Annotated in this window: 12 protein-coding genes; 5 read left to right on the top strand and 7 right to left on the bottom strand. The window is 68.7% G+C overall.

The window, feature by feature from the left end; translation table 11 throughout:
* The first annotated feature begins 81 nt into the window (after positions 1–81).
* Both ABZX92_RS13145 and ABZX92_RS13140 read left to right on the top strand, forming a co-directional pair.
* Positions 82–1,083 (top strand): helix-turn-helix domain-containing protein, encoded by a 1,002-nt coding sequence (locus tag ABZX92_RS13145; protein ID WP_355557645.1) that lies wholly within the window; start codon positions 82–84, stop codon positions 1,081–1,083.
* 79 nt (positions 1,084–1,162) lie between these two features.
* Positions 1,163–2,545, top strand: coding sequence for a glycoside hydrolase family 28 protein (locus tag ABZX92_RS13140; protein ID WP_355557643.1), 1,383 nt, complete (start codon positions 1,163–1,165; stop codon positions 2,543–2,545).
* Between the two features lie 68 nt (positions 2,546–2,613).
* Here ABZX92_RS13140 and ABZX92_RS13135 read toward each other — a convergent pair whose 3' ends face one another.
* Positions 2,614–3,435 (bottom strand): alpha/beta fold hydrolase, encoded by an 822-nt coding sequence (locus tag ABZX92_RS13135; RefSeq protein WP_355557640.1) that lies wholly within the window; start codon positions 3,433–3,435, stop codon positions 2,614–2,616.
* A gap of 221 nt (positions 3,436–3,656) precedes the next feature.
* Here ABZX92_RS13135 and ABZX92_RS13130 point away from each other — a divergent pair, with 221 nt between their 5' ends.
* On the top strand, positions 3,657–5,171 hold the full coding sequence (locus ABZX92_RS13130; protein ID WP_355557716.1) for a wax ester/triacylglycerol synthase family O-acyltransferase: 1,515 nt from the start codon (positions 3,657–3,659) through the stop codon (positions 5,169–5,171).
* A gap of 128 nt (positions 5,172–5,299) precedes the next feature.
* Positions 5,300–5,725 carry a hypothetical protein gene (locus ABZX92_RS13125; protein ID WP_355557637.1) on the top strand — a complete coding sequence of 142 codons (426 nt, stop codon included), beginning with the start codon at positions 5,300–5,302 and terminating at the stop codon, positions 5,723–5,725.
* On the opposite strand, the gene ABZX92_RS13120 is transcribed toward ABZX92_RS13125, so the two are convergent.
* The 3 genes from ABZX92_RS13120 to ABZX92_RS13110 are packed head-to-tail and all read right to left on the bottom strand — an operon-like array spanning position 5,635 to position 8,022.
* Positions 5,635–6,549, bottom strand: coding sequence for an alpha/beta hydrolase (locus tag ABZX92_RS13120; protein WP_355557634.1), 915 nt, complete (start codon positions 6,547–6,549; stop codon positions 5,635–5,637). The two genes, ABZX92_RS13125 and ABZX92_RS13120, sit on opposite strands and share 91 nt — an antisense overlap.
* A 52-nt stretch (positions 6,550–6,601) precedes the next feature.
* Complete coding sequence (locus ABZX92_RS13115; RefSeq protein ID WP_355557632.1) at positions 6,602–7,444, bottom strand: hypothetical protein; 843 nt, start codon at positions 7,442–7,444, stop codon at positions 6,602–6,604.
* Positions 7,441–8,022, bottom strand: coding sequence for an RNA polymerase sigma factor (locus ABZX92_RS13110; RefSeq protein ID WP_355557629.1), 582 nt, complete (start codon positions 8,020–8,022; stop codon positions 7,441–7,443). Before ABZX92_RS13110 ends, ABZX92_RS13115 begins: the two co-directional genes overlap by 4 nt.
* Positions 8,023–8,180: 158 nt before the next feature.
* Here ABZX92_RS13110 and ABZX92_RS13105 point away from each other — a divergent pair, with 158 nt between their 5' ends.
* A complete protein-coding gene (locus tag ABZX92_RS13105) occupies positions 8,181–8,477 on the top strand; it encodes a hypothetical protein (protein WP_355557626.1) in 297 nt (98 codons plus the stop codon).
* A gap of 500 nt (positions 8,478–8,977) precedes the next feature.
* Here ABZX92_RS13105 and ABZX92_RS13100 read toward each other — a convergent pair whose 3' ends face one another.
* The 3 genes from ABZX92_RS13100 to ABZX92_RS13090 form a co-directional block, all read right to left on the bottom strand.
* Complete coding sequence (locus tag ABZX92_RS13100) at positions 8,978–11,080, bottom strand: discoidin domain-containing protein (protein WP_355557713.1); 2,103 nt, start codon at positions 11,078–11,080, stop codon at positions 8,978–8,980.
* Between the two features lie 207 nt (positions 11,081–11,287).
* Positions 11,288–12,154: a patatin-like phospholipase family protein gene (locus ABZX92_RS13095; protein WP_355557710.1), complete on the bottom strand. Its 867-nt coding sequence runs from the start codon at positions 12,152–12,154 to the stop codon at positions 11,288–11,290.
* A complete protein-coding gene (locus tag ABZX92_RS13090; RefSeq protein WP_355557623.1) occupies positions 12,145–15,213 on the bottom strand; it encodes a BTAD domain-containing putative transcriptional regulator in 3,069 nt (1,022 codons plus the stop codon). The genes ABZX92_RS13095 and ABZX92_RS13090 overlap by 10 nt, the downstream gene beginning before the upstream one ends.
* Between the last annotated feature and the right edge of the window lie 12 nt (positions 15,214–15,225).

Raw genomic sequence — 15,225 nt, 5'->3', positions numbered from 1 at the left:
CGGGGTTCGGGGCGTCGTTCAGCCGACGCGCGTCGCGCAATCCGGCCCGGTGGCGCGCCGATCGTCGCTATCGTCGTCGGCATGGAGGCGCTCGCGACCCGGCTGTCGAACCTCGACTCGCACGTCGAGGGCGCGATCCGCGTCGTCATGTTCTACGACACCCTGATGCGCCGCCGCGTCGATCTCCCCGCGCTGGCACGGGCTTCGGCGGGCCTCGCGGAGTGCGTCGCGGGCATCCGCCTGCACAGCACGGGTCGCGTGATCCGCATGTCGCCCGCCGGCACCCCCGCGCCCGAGCCCGCGACCACACCCTCGTCGACCGCCACGATCACGCTCGACGAAGAAGAGATCGGCCTGGTCTGGCTGGAACGCCCTGACCTGCCGCACCACCTCGATGAGGTGCTGCTCGACCGCCTCGCCATCGCCACCGCTGCCGTCGTCGAGCGCTATGGCCCCGCCCGCACCACCATGGCCGACCCCGCCCTGGTCGAGCTCGTCCTCAGCTCAGACAGCGACGAAGCCGGTCGCGCCCGAGCCTTGCGCCTGCTGGGTTTCCCACCCGATCAACCCGTCCAGGTCGCCGCCGTCCGCTCCTCCCTCCCCCTGGACCGCCTGGCCGCCCTCGCCTGCCCCTCCCGCCTGGTCAAAGCGGCGGAGATCGCAGGTGTCGGCGCCATCCTGGCCACCAAGCTCGGCGACTTCCCCGACGGCGTCCGCGCGGGCATCGGCACCGCGAGCTGTCCCGCCCAGTCATGGCGCGAAGCCCAGACCGCGCTCCGCTTCACCACGCCGCGCGCCCCGGTCGTCCACTACCTCGATTTGGGAGCGCTGGCGCTGCTCGCCCACCTCCCCGAAGCCGTCCTGCGTGCGAACGCCGACGTCGCAGCCATCTCCGATCTGCCGGCGGAAGACCTCGAAACGTTGGACGCCTACTCCGCCACCGGCTCGCTCCGCAAAGCCGCCGACCTCCTCCACCTGCACCACAGCAGCGTGTCCCGCCGCCTCGACCAGATCGGCAAGGTCCTCGACGTGTCGGACGTCGGACGGATCCGCCTGGCGCTCGCCGCCTTCCGGCTGTTGTGACCCAGACCGCAAACGTTTACAGTCTTTTCAGTAACACGCCGCCGCTCAACGTTGCCTTCACTGTGGAAGAGGACGTCGAATGGACGGCAGGATCAACCGCCGACTGCTGATGAAAGCCTCCGTCGTGGCCGCCATCGCCACGCCGGTACTGGCCCGAACGGCACTCGCGGCCCCGATCGCACACTCAGCTGCGATCCCGGAACTGCCCTGGCCCGCGGCCAACGAGATCGTGCGGAACACGAAGCTCCCGTCGTTCCCCGACAAGAACTTCGACGCGACCGCGTACGGCGCCAAGGGCGACAACAAGACCGACAACACCGAAGCCTTCAAGAAGGCCATCGCCGCCTGCAACGCGGCCGGCGGCGGCCACGTGATCGTCCCCAAGGGCACCTACGTGACGGGCGCGATCCACCTGCTGAGCAACGTCGACTTCCACCTGGAAGACGGCGTGCTCATCAAGTTCTCCGGCGACGCCTCGAAGTTCCCGACGGTGCTGACGCGCTACGAGGGCATCGAGTGCATGAACCGCTCCCCCATGGTCTACGCCCACCAGCAGAACAACATCGCACTCACCGGCAAGGGCACGCTCGACGCGGGCGCCACCGGCTCGTGGAACAAGGGCAGCGACCGCGCGTACCTGGAGTCGTTGGTGGCCAAGGGAACCCCGCCCGAGAAGCGCGTGGTTCCCGGTTCCGGCAAGAACATGCGCTCGACGTTCATCGAGCCGTACTCGTGCGACACCGTGCTGATCCAGGGCGTCACGCTGAAGAACCCCAAGTTCTGGCAGCTCCACCCCACGCTCTGCAAGAACGTCACGGTCGACGACGTGCACACCGACCCGTCGACCGCGTCCAGCAACACCGACGCGTGCGACCCGGAGTCGTGCGACCACATCGTGATCGCCAACAGCGACCTGGGTGCGCACGACGACAACGTGGCCATCAAGTCGGGCCGCGACGAGGACGGCCGCCGCGTCAACGTGCCGTGCCAGAACCTCGTCGTCGTCAACTGCCGCATGAACGGCAACTGGGGCGCCATCACGTGCGGCTCCGAGCAGACCGGCGGCATCCGCAACGTCTACGGCTACAAGCTGAACTGCGTCGGCGCCACCAAGTTCGCGCTGTACGTCAAGTCGAACACCAAGCGCGGCGGCTTCAGCCAGAACATCAACCTGGACAGCGTGTCCGGCGTGTTCGAGCGCTCGTTCGTCTACGTCACAACGACCTACAACTCGCAGACGGGCAACAACGTGCCGAAGTTCGGCCCGTTCTCCATCTCGAACTGCAGCAGCACCAAGGCGTCCAAGGTGCTCGACGTGTCCGGCCTCTCGCAGGAACACGTGAAGGGGCTGGAGCTGAAGGACTCCAAGTTCACCGTCAGCTCCACCACCAACACCGTCAAGAACGTCGACGGCCTGAAGTTCACCAACGTCACCGCGAACGGCAAACCGATGACCAAGTAACCCGTTCGAGTGCTTGAGGAAGGGAGCTTTCCCGAACCTGGGGTTCGGGAAAGCTCCCTTCCTCAAGATCAGGCAGCCCGCGGGTACAGGCGCGCCATCCCGGGCGGCGCGGCGAAGGGTGCCCACGTGCCCTCCGCCTGCGCCAGCCGGTCAGCCACGACCCACAGAACGCTGGAGTTGAAGCCATATCCCAGGTGTGACGACGACACCTGGACGTTCTCCCGCCGCGCTCCGGGTTCCTCGACGCACGACTCCCACGAGACGATGCCGTCCGTCTTGGAGTAGATCGACGTGGCGGGCACCGGGATCGGCGGCCGCGTCGACTCCACCGGCGGGAACTCGTCCTTCGGGATGTGCAGGCGCGAGAACAACGCGAACGCCGGCATCGCCCGTGACTGCACGGGATCCGACATGTTGTACGGCGAACCCATGGTGATCACCTGACGCACGCGGTGCGGGTGGTCGCGCGCCATCTCGCGCGCGAAGATCCCGCCGAGCGACCAGCCCACGATGGATACCGGGCCGCCGTAAGCGTCAGAAACCTTCTTCACCAACGCGTGCATGCCGTCGACGGCCTTGCGCGTCGGGCCGATGTTGCGGCCCAGGCCCCACGGGTTGACCTGATAGCCCAAACCGGACAGAAAGCGGCGCAACATCACCGTGGACGAGTCAGCGGCTCCGAGGCCGGGAAACACCAGAACCGGGTGACCGTCACCCGCCGGCGCACCGCGCAGCATCGACCGGGTGGCGACGAACTCGCCGACGTCCAGGGCGCAGCGGGTGGGCTCGGTGAGGTACCAGAACAGTCCCGGCGCGCTTCCTCTGACGAGGTGCAGGGGAGAAGCAGGAGCAGCAAAGTCGAAGACTTCGTCTGAAGGTACGGCAGACATAGGAGCCTCCCCACACGTCGACAACCCCGAGCCGGCGCCCTGGGCCACGTTGCCCAGTGAGTCCATGATGTTTCGTGAACGATCTTTTCGCCAGTACTTTCGAGTCTCGATTCGCCACGTCCAGGTAACACGTTGGCAACCTCACACGTGTGCAGTGCCTCTCACCTGCATGGACGTCGATTCAGAAGGAAAGCTCCTCTACCATTTTTCAAGTGGATCGGATGAGCTCACTGGACGCAGGCTTCTACTTCATCGAGGACGAGAACGTGCCGATGCACGTGGGCTCGGTCCTGGTTTTCGACGGCCCGGCGCCGTCATACGGCGACGTGATCCGCCTCTTCGTGTCACGGCTGGACCAGGTGCCGCGCTATCGGCAGAAGGTGAAGGCCCTGCCGTTCCACGTGGGGCGTCCGGTCTGGGTCGACGACGACCACTTCAACATCCTCTACCACGTGCGGCACACCGCGGTGCCGTCGCCGGGCGGTGAGGACCAGCTGCGCAACCTCGCGGGCCGGATCTTCGCGCAGAAGCTCGACGACAAGAAGCCGCTGTGGGAGGCCTGGCTCGTCGAAGGCCTCGAAGGCGGCCGCTGGGCCATCATCTCCAAGGTCCACCACTGCATGATCGACGGAGTGTCCGGATCGGACATGTTGCAGCTCCTGCTGGACTTCAAGCAGGAGACCGCGCTGCCCGAGCCGAAGGAGTGGAAGCCCACGCCGACGCCCTCGACGCTCGACCTCGTGGTCGACGGGGTGCGCGACGCCGTCGTGACGCCCGTGCAGCACCTCTCCGCGTTGCCCGCCATCGCGCGCAACATGCGGTCGCTCAACGAGATCCTCGACTTCGGCAAGACCGTTCTCAGTTCTCTTCCCGGTACCGCGCGGCGTCTGGTCACGCGTGCGGCGACCTCGTTGAACGGTCCTATCGGGCCACACCGCCGCTGGGTGTGGGCGCGCGCGAACCTGGCCGAGATCAAGAAGGTGCGGTCTGCCGCCGGTGGCACGGTCAACGACGTCATCCTCACCGCCATCACGCGTGGTTTCCGGGATCTGCTGGAGAAGCGCGGCGAGCTGACCGAGGGCATGGTCGTGCGGACCATGGTGCCGGTGTCGATGCGCAAGGCCGACCAGCACAACGAGCTGAACAACCGCGTCAGCGCTGTTCTGGTGAACCTGCCAGTGGGCGAGTCCGACCCGGTGAAGCGCCTCGCGTCGATCCGCGCGCAGATGGACGACCTGAAGAGCTCGCGTCAGGCCGCCGGTGCGGACGTGATCACGAACCTGTCGAACTTCGCCGCGCCGACGTTGATGGCGCTGGGTTCGCGCACCGCGATGCGGTTCCCGCAGCAGATCCTGCAGACGGTCACCACGAACGTGCCCGGCCCGCGGATCCCGCTCTACATGCTCGGCCGCCCGCTGGTGGAGATGTTCCCGTACGTGCCGATCGCGTCGACGATCCGGATCACCGTCGGCATCTTCTCCTACCTGGACAAGTTCACGTTCGGCATCAACGCGGACTTCGACGGCGTGCCGGACGTGCAGCTGCTCGCCGACGGCATCCGCGCCGGGTTCGACGAGATGGTCGCGCTGGCCGCGGAAGCCGAGGAGAAGGCTGAAGCAGCCGCTCCGAAGCCCGCTGCTGTGAAGGCTGCTTCGAAGCCCGCTCCCAAGCCACGTGCCGTGAAGGCTCCTGCCAAGGCGGCGACCAACGGTGTGAAGCCGGAGACCAAGGCCTGAGACACGATCTGACGGTTCAGGCGGGTGCGCACGACCTGCACCTGACCGTAGTAGGACTCGACGCACGGCTGGGCGCCCTCGGACTGGCGCTCGGCCAGGTCGACGACGTCCGCATCGAGCTGGAGAACGTGCGGTGGTCGCGCTGGCGTGCTCGCCGCGCGACCGTCGTGTGCCGGGACGTCCACGTGAACCCGCCGGCGACGCTGGTGTCGTCGCCGGTCGAGTTCCGCGTCGAAGTGAACCTTTCCGACATTCCGGAGTTACAACCGGTCAGTTGGTTCCCGTTGACCGTCCGGTTGGTCGGTTCCGAGCTGCACGTCAAGCTGCACAAGTGGCTGCCCGCTCGGGTGTTCGCCGTGCCGGAGCTGCCGCGCGGCATCCAGCTGACCGGCGTGGAGCAGCATTCTGACCATTTCGTGCTGACCGGAGCCGCCCCCGTGCTGCGGGAGCGGCTCACGCTCGGTCAGCTGGCGTCGGTGCTCAAGCGGTTGGCGTCCATCCAGGCCAGGACCCGCTCGGACACGACCTCGGGGATCTCCATCTGGGGCACGTGACCGACGCCCGCGTACTCGTCGTAGCGCCAGTGCGGGTGCCTCCTGGCCACGTACCGGGCGGCGGCCACGTTGACCAGCCGGTCCCGGTCGCCGCTCATCAGGAACACCGGCACCCGCAGCTTCGCCATCGCCGCGTAGTAGGCGCCGCGCTTCGACGTCGTGAACACGGTGCTGCGCGCGGCCGCGAGGAACGCCGCGTCCAGCCCGTCGACCTTGGCCCGCTCGCCGATGAGGTGCTCGCTCGCCTGCTTGAGCTCCTCGGGGATGCCGGACGGGTCCGCGCACACCAGCTCCAGCAGGCGTTCGACCTGGCGGCGGGCCGGGACGGTCTTGGCCTTGGCCAGGAACCGCTCGCCCAGGCCCGGCACCGAGTACATGAAGAACGTGCTCAGCATCGTCGGGTCCGGCCGCGTCCCGAACACCATCGGCAGCGCGGGATCCACCAGCACCAGGCCCCTGACCAGCTCGGGCTGGTAGGCGGTGTGGAACAGGGAGATCATCCCGCCCATCGAGTTGCCGACCAGGACGACCGGCTCCTTCACGACCTCCTTGAGGAACCGCCCGAGCAGCCCCGCGTTGGCCTGGACCGTGGTCTTGCGGCCCTCGGGGTTCGTCAGCCCGTGCCCGGCCAGGTCGACCGCCACGACCCGTGCCCGCTGGGCGAGCAACGGCGCCAGCAACGCCCAGTTGAGGTGCGAGCCGCCGAGCCCGTGCACCAGGACCATCCTCGGTCCGTCGTCCGGTCCGCCGAAGTCGACCCAGTGCACGGGCCCGTCGAGGTCCGCGTAGTGGCTGGTGCCGCCGAAGTTCGCCACAGTCGTCATACCAACCAGTATGTCGGTTGGACCAACCGGTCGGTAGCGTCCGTTGGCGGTGTCACTTCCAGGGCAGGGCGGGCTGGCACTGGTCCGTCGGATGCTGCCGGACGCTGCCGACGAGCTCGCCGGTCCGCGGGTTCTCGTAGCACGTCTGCCACGACGTGTCGCTGCTGCCGAGCAGGTTCCCCGCCGCGTCGTAGGCCCGGACGACGGGCGACGGGCCGTTCTCCGGGAAACGCCACGTCGACGGGTAGTAGATCCGCGCGGCATAGGTGCCGTTGACGACCTTGGCGTCAACGACGAAGTTGTCGGCGCTGAGCGTCACCCGCGCGACCCTCTCGCTGACGCGCCCGCCGACCTGGTGGAAACCGCGCTTCCCCACCTCGCTGTGCTGGGCGCCCGGAGCGTCGCTGCCCGCGGTGGAGCTCATCTCGTCGACCGAGAAGTGCCCCGCCAGCCACCCCATGTCACCCTTCACCATGCCGACGCTGTACCCGTCGCGTCCGGCACCGATGCGGCAGTTCAGTCCCTCGCGGTCGGTGTAGAGCAACGCCCACTGGGGCTCTTCGAGCACCAATAGGCGGAGCGTCGCCTTGGCGACCCCACCCCCCTTCGCACACCCTTCCTCGATCGCCGCGACGGTCTCCGGCGGCACCCCGAAGTCCACCGAGGCGGAGGCCGGAGCCGGCGACGTGATCTGGACGAGCGGCGTCGGATCCGTCGGTCCCGGCCGCAGGACCACCACGCCCGCGACCACGGCGAGCACCGCGGCGGTCGCGGCGAGGATCGGGACGGTGAGCTTGCTGAACCTGCGACGGGTGACCGCGCGTTCGAGCTCGGCGCGGATCTGCGGCCGGCGGCCCGGCGGCAGGTCGCGAGTGGGCGGAAGCATGCTGGTCATCGGTCCTCCCCGGAATGCGCGACGGTGTGCACGAGCTCGCGGTGCTGCTGGAGCTTCGACTTGGCCTTGCTGACCCGCGCCCGGACGCTGCCCTCGGTGATGCCCAGCACCGCGGCGGCATCGGCGTACGACACCTCCGACCACACGCACAGCGCGAGCGCCTCACGTTCGTTGCGCGGCAACCCCTCCACGGCTTCGAGCAGCTCCTTCATCCGCTGCTGGTCGTCGAGTCGTTCCGCGACCTGGTCGGCGTGATCCGGCATCGGTCGCTCCTCCCCCACCCGCCGCAGGTTCTTGAGCCGCCTGGTCAGGGAACGCTGCTCGTTGCGCACCACGTTCGTCGCCACCGTGAACAGCCACGGCAACGCCGACTCGCGCTCCAGCCGCACGTCAGCCCGCTTGCGCCAGGCGAGCAGAAAGGTGGCCTGCAGGTGGTCCTCGGCCTCGGCCCAGGACGCGGTCAGCCGGAAGCAGTGGTTGTAGACCGCCTTCGCGTGCCGATCGAACAGCACTCCGAAGGCGTGGGCACTACCCCCAGCGGCCTGCGACCACAGCGCGCGGTCGTCTTCGGTCGTCATACCTGTTCGTGTCCGCCCGCCCGTCGAGTGTTGGCACTGTCTTCATGCGCCCCTCGCCAACGTTCCGGAGCGTGGCACATCTGGGGGGTCGCCGACCTCGCCGGTATCGCACAGGCGGCGTACGGACATGAGCGGCATACGGACATGAACTGCGCGACGTGGCTCGCCTGCACGGCGGCAGCAAGAAGGGCGTCTACCGGCTGACGCTCTCCAACGGCACCACGGGCATCGCCTATGTGTGGCGCGCGTCCGAGGACTATTGGCCGACGCACGAGCACGACCCGTTGTTCGGCAACCCGAGCGGGCGCGACCTCTTCCTGACCGCGCACACCGCGCTGTCCGAGGCCGGAGCGTGCGTGCCGCGCCTCGTGCTGGTCGACCGCGACACGATCGTCGTCGAGGACCTGGGCGGCGAGTCACTCGGCCGAGTGAACCTCGTCCCGAACCACCCCTGACATCGTCTAGTACGTGTCACGAAATCATGGTCGTCTTCGCCGCGACGAAAGGAAGGCGCGAGGGGACGCCACCGGACAACCGGAACGAGCGAGAACGGAAGGAACGCCCTGAGCCTGCGGCAACGGGAGCCCACGCCGCCGAGCACGACCGCCCGAAACGAGGTGCCACAACGCAATGCACGGACCGCGCCCGCGCGAGGAGCGGCATGATCCACAACAAACCACGCCCGCGCACCCGGCCCGCCGCCGACCCGCCCGAAACTCGACGACATCCAGGGCGTCACGTCCTTCGGCGTCGAGTGAACACGCACACGCCTGGAACCGCGGCTCGGTCCGGACACCGGTCCGCCTCAGGCTTGGCCCACACCGCATGAGCCTCTGCCAACGGGCCGCACACTGTCCCTTGTGGAAGGTCCACTTCGCTTGCTGGACGGCGATTTCCCGCACCGCGACGCAATGCGGGAAATCGCCGAGCAGAACATCGAACGCGCGCTGAGCTGCTAGATCTCCAGGTAGTCCAGATTCGGTCCGCCGTTCGCCGTCGTGGCGACAGCCCTGACCGTGTTCTCCCCCGCCGCCAGATCCAGCGTCACCGTCACCGACTGCCAGGTCGTCCAGGCGCCGGTGCCCGCGAACGCCTGCTCGTCCACCGCCAGCTGGCCGTTGACCGAGATGTCCAGCGGCCGGTTCGCCGTGGTGCCGTTGGCGAACCGCAGCGTCACGGTGCGCGGGCCCGCCGACTCGGCCACGACCTTGAACTCGACCGCGGAGCCCGCGACGTTGTCGTAGTTCACGAAGCCGGTGCCGGAGAAGCCTTCGTGGTTCGACTCCACGACACCCTGAGTGACGACGCCGTTCTCCGCCTCGTACCGGGTCTCGGGCGTGGGCTCACCACCGCCACCACCGGCATACGAGGACCCGAGCCACGCCTCGTCGATTCGCAGCTGCGCCTTGCCCTGCGTCGAGGTCTTCTCGACGCGGATGTGCCGCGCGGTGGTCCCGGCCGGCAGGTCGATGAACTGCACGCCGCGGTGGTTCGGCAACGAGCCGGACTTGACGGAAGTCCAGTTGGAACCGTCGTTGGACGTGTAGACGTTGTAGTTCTTGATGCGCGCGGATCCCGAGGCCGGGTAGGTCGTCGAGTCCTCGCGCTGGTTCAGCGCCACGTACGAGACCTTCTTGGCCGAGCCGAGGTCGAAGCGCAGCGACACCGTGCCCGCACCCGTTGCGTCCCAGTAGGTCTGGTAGTTGCCGTCCGCCGCAGCGGAAGCCGGGTGGCCGGAAGCCGAAGCCGACGCGCTCATCGTGTAGGACGACGGAGGAATGATCCCCTCACGCCCGGCCGTCTCGACCTTGAACACCGTGTCGTACTGGTCCCACGACGACACACCGGAAAGCGTCAGCGTGCCACCGGACTGCGCCCACGACACCGCCGCGCCGGTGCGCAGGTTCGTGACGCGCGAGACCTTGTAGCCGTTGTCCCGCACCTTCAGCGTGGACCCGGACGGCTTGGTGATCACGTGGATGTAGTTGAGGTTCGGGTTGGCCTTGGACACGGTCATCACGCCGTGCGCGCCGTCGTTCCAGAACCCGGGCTTCAGGCCGCCGTTCAGGTACCCGCCGCCGGCCGTGCCGCCGATCGACTCCCAGATGTCGCGCAGGTACGAATCGGTGAAGTTGTTGAACGTGGCCTGGTTCGAGGGGAACTTGCCGTTGACCATCGCGGTCTCGGCCATCAGCGCCTTGACGTCCGACCCGGCGTTCGTGAGCAGCCGGCCCAGAGTCAGCTTGTAGTCGACGGTGGAGTTCGACCCCGAGTACCACCACGCACCGCCGGAAGGCAGCTTGAAGCACGCCTCGATCAGCCGCGGCGCCGCCGTGTAGACCGCCTGCGGGTAGTCGTACGAGGGCGTCATGCCGGTCTTCTGCTCGTTGCTGATCGTGTCCATGATCGGCGTGTCCTCGTTGTTGTTGCTGAGGACCATGTCCGGGCGGTCCTTGCGGATCCGCTCGTACAGACCGTTCTGCTCCCAGTAGGAGTTGTCGTTGTCGATCCAGAACCCGGCGAGCTTCGGGTACCGCTGCATGACCTCGACGAAGTTGTCGTAGCTGAACTGCCCGAAGCCGGGCCGTTCCTGCAGGTTGACCGTCTTGCCCTTGTACTTCGAGTACGCGGCCGAGTCGAGCCACTCGTGCCCGCCCTCGTTGTGCCACTGCGGGTCGTCGGTCATGTAGTTGATGACCTTGAGGCCTTCGGCGGACGCGGCGTCGATCAGCTCGCCGAGGAAGTCGCGCTTCGTCGAGCAGGAGCCCGGAATCGACGACGGCCAGGCACGCGCGTAGCCGAGCCGCGAGTGGAACGACGCCAGCACCAGGTACTGCGCGTGCAGCTTCTTCGCCTCGTCCACCCAGTACTTGGCCGACCAGCCACCACCGGTGACGGCGGCTTCCCAGGCGCTGCAACTGGTGTAGCCCGGCGAGGTCCGCATCCCCCAGTGCAGGAACAGGCCGGACGTCGACGCCCGCAGCCAGTCCTGCCGCGGATGCAGCACCTCGGCCTGGGCCGGAGTGCTCACGCCGGCAACGAGTAGAGCGGCGGTCATCAACACGCCGAGACGACGCAGTGTTTTGCGCACGAGCCAGCCTCCTGGTGGACGCCTCCTGCGGCGGTAGGAAGACGTGCTCGGTGTTACCGCGCAAAGGTCTACGCCACTCAGACGCCCAAATTCAATAGGTCCTCGGAGGTATGACCGAGTTACACGCTCGACTGAATCGAAAAAGGCTCCAAATGAGCCGATGTCTCCTTTGGTTCAGCCGTGGGACGGATGGCCGTACAAACCAGCCCCGGCGATCTCCACGGACGTCAGGAACGCCTCCGACGCCACGTACGAGGCCTCGACCAGCTCGGCGGTGTGCGAGAAGTCCAGCGGCGTCACGGCCTGCACCGGCGGCCCAGGCAGGTACAGCACGGGCGCGTGCTGCGACGCCAGCTCCACCTCCAGCACGGCCTGGTTCCGCATGCCCAGGGTCGCCCAGAACAGCAACGTCTCGGCCAGCGTCTCCGGCACCGTCGGCAGATGCCCGGGGAACGCGCAATCCAGCACCACCAACGACTGCGCGCCCATCGCCAGCGCCTGCCGGATCGGCACGTTCGCCAGCACGCCACCGTCGTAGAGCACGCGGTCACCGATCCGGACCGGCGGGTACACGCCCGGAATCGCCGCGCTCGCCAGAATCGCCGGGACCAGCGAACCCGAGGTGATGTTGACGGCCTCCCCCGTCACGCAGTCCACCGACACCGCGCCGAACGGCAGCGCCAGATCCCCGAAGTCAGCACACCCGTCCAGTCCCTCGGCCAGCACGTCCGCCAGACCCGTGTTCGGGAACAGGTAGGTCTTGTGGGTCCGCAACGACCGCAGCTGCGCGATCGGCCCGCCGGGGAACACCCGCTGCCGGGTCATCCCCTCCCACAGCACGGCCAGCCGCGACGGGGCTTTGTCCGGATCCAGCGCGAGCAACGACCCGTTCACCGACCCGACCGAGGTGCCGACGACGAGATCGGGGCGCACGCCGTGTTCCTGCAACGCGCGCAGCATCCCGACCTGCGACGCGCCGAGGCTTCCTCCGCCGCCGAGCACGAAGGCGACGGGACCGGGCAAGGAGATCGTCACGAGCAGAAACTACAAGAAGGTTCCAGGGACAGCACGCCGGCCGGAGCGTGCGCGGCCGATCCGGTGCAGCGCTGGAAGATCTGGGCGGCCCGCCCGTGTTCGCCCGAAAAGAACCAGGCCTCGGCCTGCGCCAGCACGTGCCCGGTGGCCAGCGCGATCTCCAAAGCCTCTGCCAGCAACGACTCCTGGCCCAGCACGGACAACGTCGTCAACGCGCGGGCGTGGATCACCCGGAAGCCGCGCGCCACCGCCAGTTCCAGCGCCAGGTACGCGTGCCGGGCGGCCTCCACGGAGTCCCCGGCGGCGATGAAGGCGCGCGCGAGCGAGACCCTCGACCACGCCTCCTGGTAGGCGAGTGAGCGGTCCACGGCCACCGACACCGCGCGGGTCAGCGAGGCGATCGCCAGGTCGTGCCGGCCCACGTGGCGCTGCACGTTGCCGATGACGTCGAGCGCGCGCAGCAGGTAGTGCGAGTTCGCGGACGCGCGCAGAGCCTGGTCGCGCAGCCGCAACGCAACCGCCATCGCCTCGGCCGACGCGCCCGTGTCCAGGTGCAGCAGGGATTCGTCGTGCAGCGCGCACAGCTCCCAGTGCGGGACGCCCGCGGCCCCGGCGGCGGCGCGGGCGATCAGCTCGCGGGCCCGCGGCACGTCGCCCAGGGCCAGGGCGATCTCGGCCGTCCAGCCCAGTGCGGGAATGTCGTCGGGCATGAGCTTGAGCGCCTCGTCGTAGTGCGCCATCGCCTCGTGCAGGTCGCCGATCGCCACGAACGCCGGGCCGACCACGACCATCATCAGCGCGAACTCCGGGGTGCCGACCTCGTGCCCGGACGCCTCGCGGTAGACCTCCAGCGCCTTCACCGGGTAGCCCCGCACGACGTGGCACGCACCCAGGTTGTGCAACGCCCGGTGCGCGCCGACCAGGTCGCCGGCCGAGCGGAACAACGAGACCGCCCGCTCGAAGTGCCCGAGCGCGATTCCGGCGTCGTTCCCCATGATCGCGGTGCCGATCGCGGACTCCATCGTCGCCTGGCCGAGCAGGTCGCCGTCCAGCTCGGCCTTGCGCAGGGCCGCCGTCGACACCATCTCGGCCGTCTGATGGTCGCTGCGCATCCACAGATAGCGGCGCAGCGCGTCGGCCAGGTGCCAGCACCCGCTCAACGCCAGCGCCACCATGCTGTCCCGCTCACTGTCCAACCAGGACAGTGCGGACTCGCGGCAGCCGAACGACTGCGCCTCGACCGAACGGGACGGGCGCTCGGCGTGCAGCATCCGCGGCATCAGCACGTCCAGCGCGGCGTCGGCGGTGAGCACGTAGAAGTCGTACAACCGTTGCTTCGCCTCGGAGTCCGCGCCGAGACCACGTGCGTAGAGGTGCAGCAGGTCGTGCAACCGGTAGCGGCCCGCCGTGTGCGGCTCGACCAGGTTCGCGATCTCCAGGGCGGCCACGCAGGCACCCGCGGACGCCAGCGACTCGCCGAGCAACGCCGCCGCCGCGTGCACGGTGAAGTCGGTGCGCGGCAACAACCCCAGCAGCCGGAACAACCGCGCGGGCCCCGTCGCCAGCTCGCGGTAGGAGAGGTCGAAAGCCGCCGACACCACGCCGCGCCGATCACCGCGGATCGCCAGCTTCGCCAGCCGGTCCTCCCCTGCCAGCGCTGCCACGGCATCGGCCACGCGGTCCCGTGACGCCGCCAGGTTCGCCGCCGCGACCCGCAACGCCAGCGGAAGATGCCCGCACAGCCGCGCCAGCGACGCCACCGCTTCCGGCTCGGCCGACGCGCGCGCCGGTCCCAGCATCCGCCCGATCAACGCGGCGGACTCGGACGGTGTCAGGACATCCAGCTCCAGCCGATGCGCGTCGTCGACGGCCATCAGCCCGCGCAGGTCGTTGCGGCTGGTCACGACGACGACACAACCGGGACTGCCGGGCAGCAACGGCCGCACCTGATCCTCGCTGACAGCGTTGTCGAGCAGCACGAGCATCCGCCGCTGCGCCAGCACCGACCGGTACAACGCGGCCTGCTCCAGCTCGTCGCCAGGCACCTGAGTGACGCCCAGCGACCGCAGAAACCCCGTCAGCGCCTCGGCAGACGTGATCGGCGGCGCGTCGTCGAACCCGCGCAGGTTCACGTACAGCTGACCGTCCGGAAAGGACTCACTCACCCGATGCGCCCAATGCACGGCCAACGCGGTCTTGCCCACGCCCGCCACACCCGCGATCGACGTGATCACCACCGTCGAGCTGGACTCCAGCAACGCGTCCAGCGACACCAGGTGCTCGTCCCGGCCGGTGAACCGCACCAGGTCGGCGGGCAGCTGCCGGGGCACGACCTGCCCGGCGGGGACCACGCCGGCGTCCTGCGCGAGAACCGCGTCGTGCGCCTCGCGCAGCACCGGACCGGGCTCCACGCCCAGCTCGTCGACCAGCCGCCGGTGCGTGACCCGGTACAGCTCCAACGCATCTGCTTGCCGATCCGACCGGTACAGCGCGGTCATCAGCAACGCGACGAGACCCTCGCGGAACGGGTGCTCGGCCACCAGAGCCGTCATCTCCGGCACCAGCTCGCGATGCCGCCCCAGCCCGAGCTCCAAGGCACAACACTGCTCGGTGACGGAGATCCGCCGCTCGTTCCACCGGTCGGCGTCGACCCGCAGCTCCGAGCTCACCAGTCCGGCGAGCGCCGGTCCGCGCCACAGCTCCAGCGCCGCACGCAACTCCCGGGCCGCCTGCGAGGGTTCGAGGGCAGCGGCCGACCGCACCCGTTCGTCGAACGCCGCGACGTCCGCCGCGGCAACGACGCGGTAGGCCGTGCCGTCCGTGATGATCACTGCGGCACCGAGCAGCGCGCGCAGCGACGCGATCGACTTCTGCACCTGATGCCGTGCCGTGGAAGGAGGATCGACGTCCCACGCGACGGCCACCAGGTGGTCGAGCGCGACCAGCCGCCCACCCGCGAGCGCCAGTGCCGCCAGCACCTTCTGGTCCCGCGTGCTGCCGATCCGCACCCGCTCACCGCTGGCCGCGAAGACCTCCAGAGGTCCGAGCAGCCGGATTTCCGTCACGGTCAGAAGATA

Source organism: Lentzea sp. NPDC006480 (genome assembly GCF_040611995.1).
Taxonomy (GTDB): domain Bacteria; phylum Actinomycetota; class Actinomycetes; order Mycobacteriales; family Pseudonocardiaceae; genus Lentzea.
Note: the sequence above shows the minus strand (reverse complement) of the source record. Positions and strands in the feature narration are given on the sequence as shown.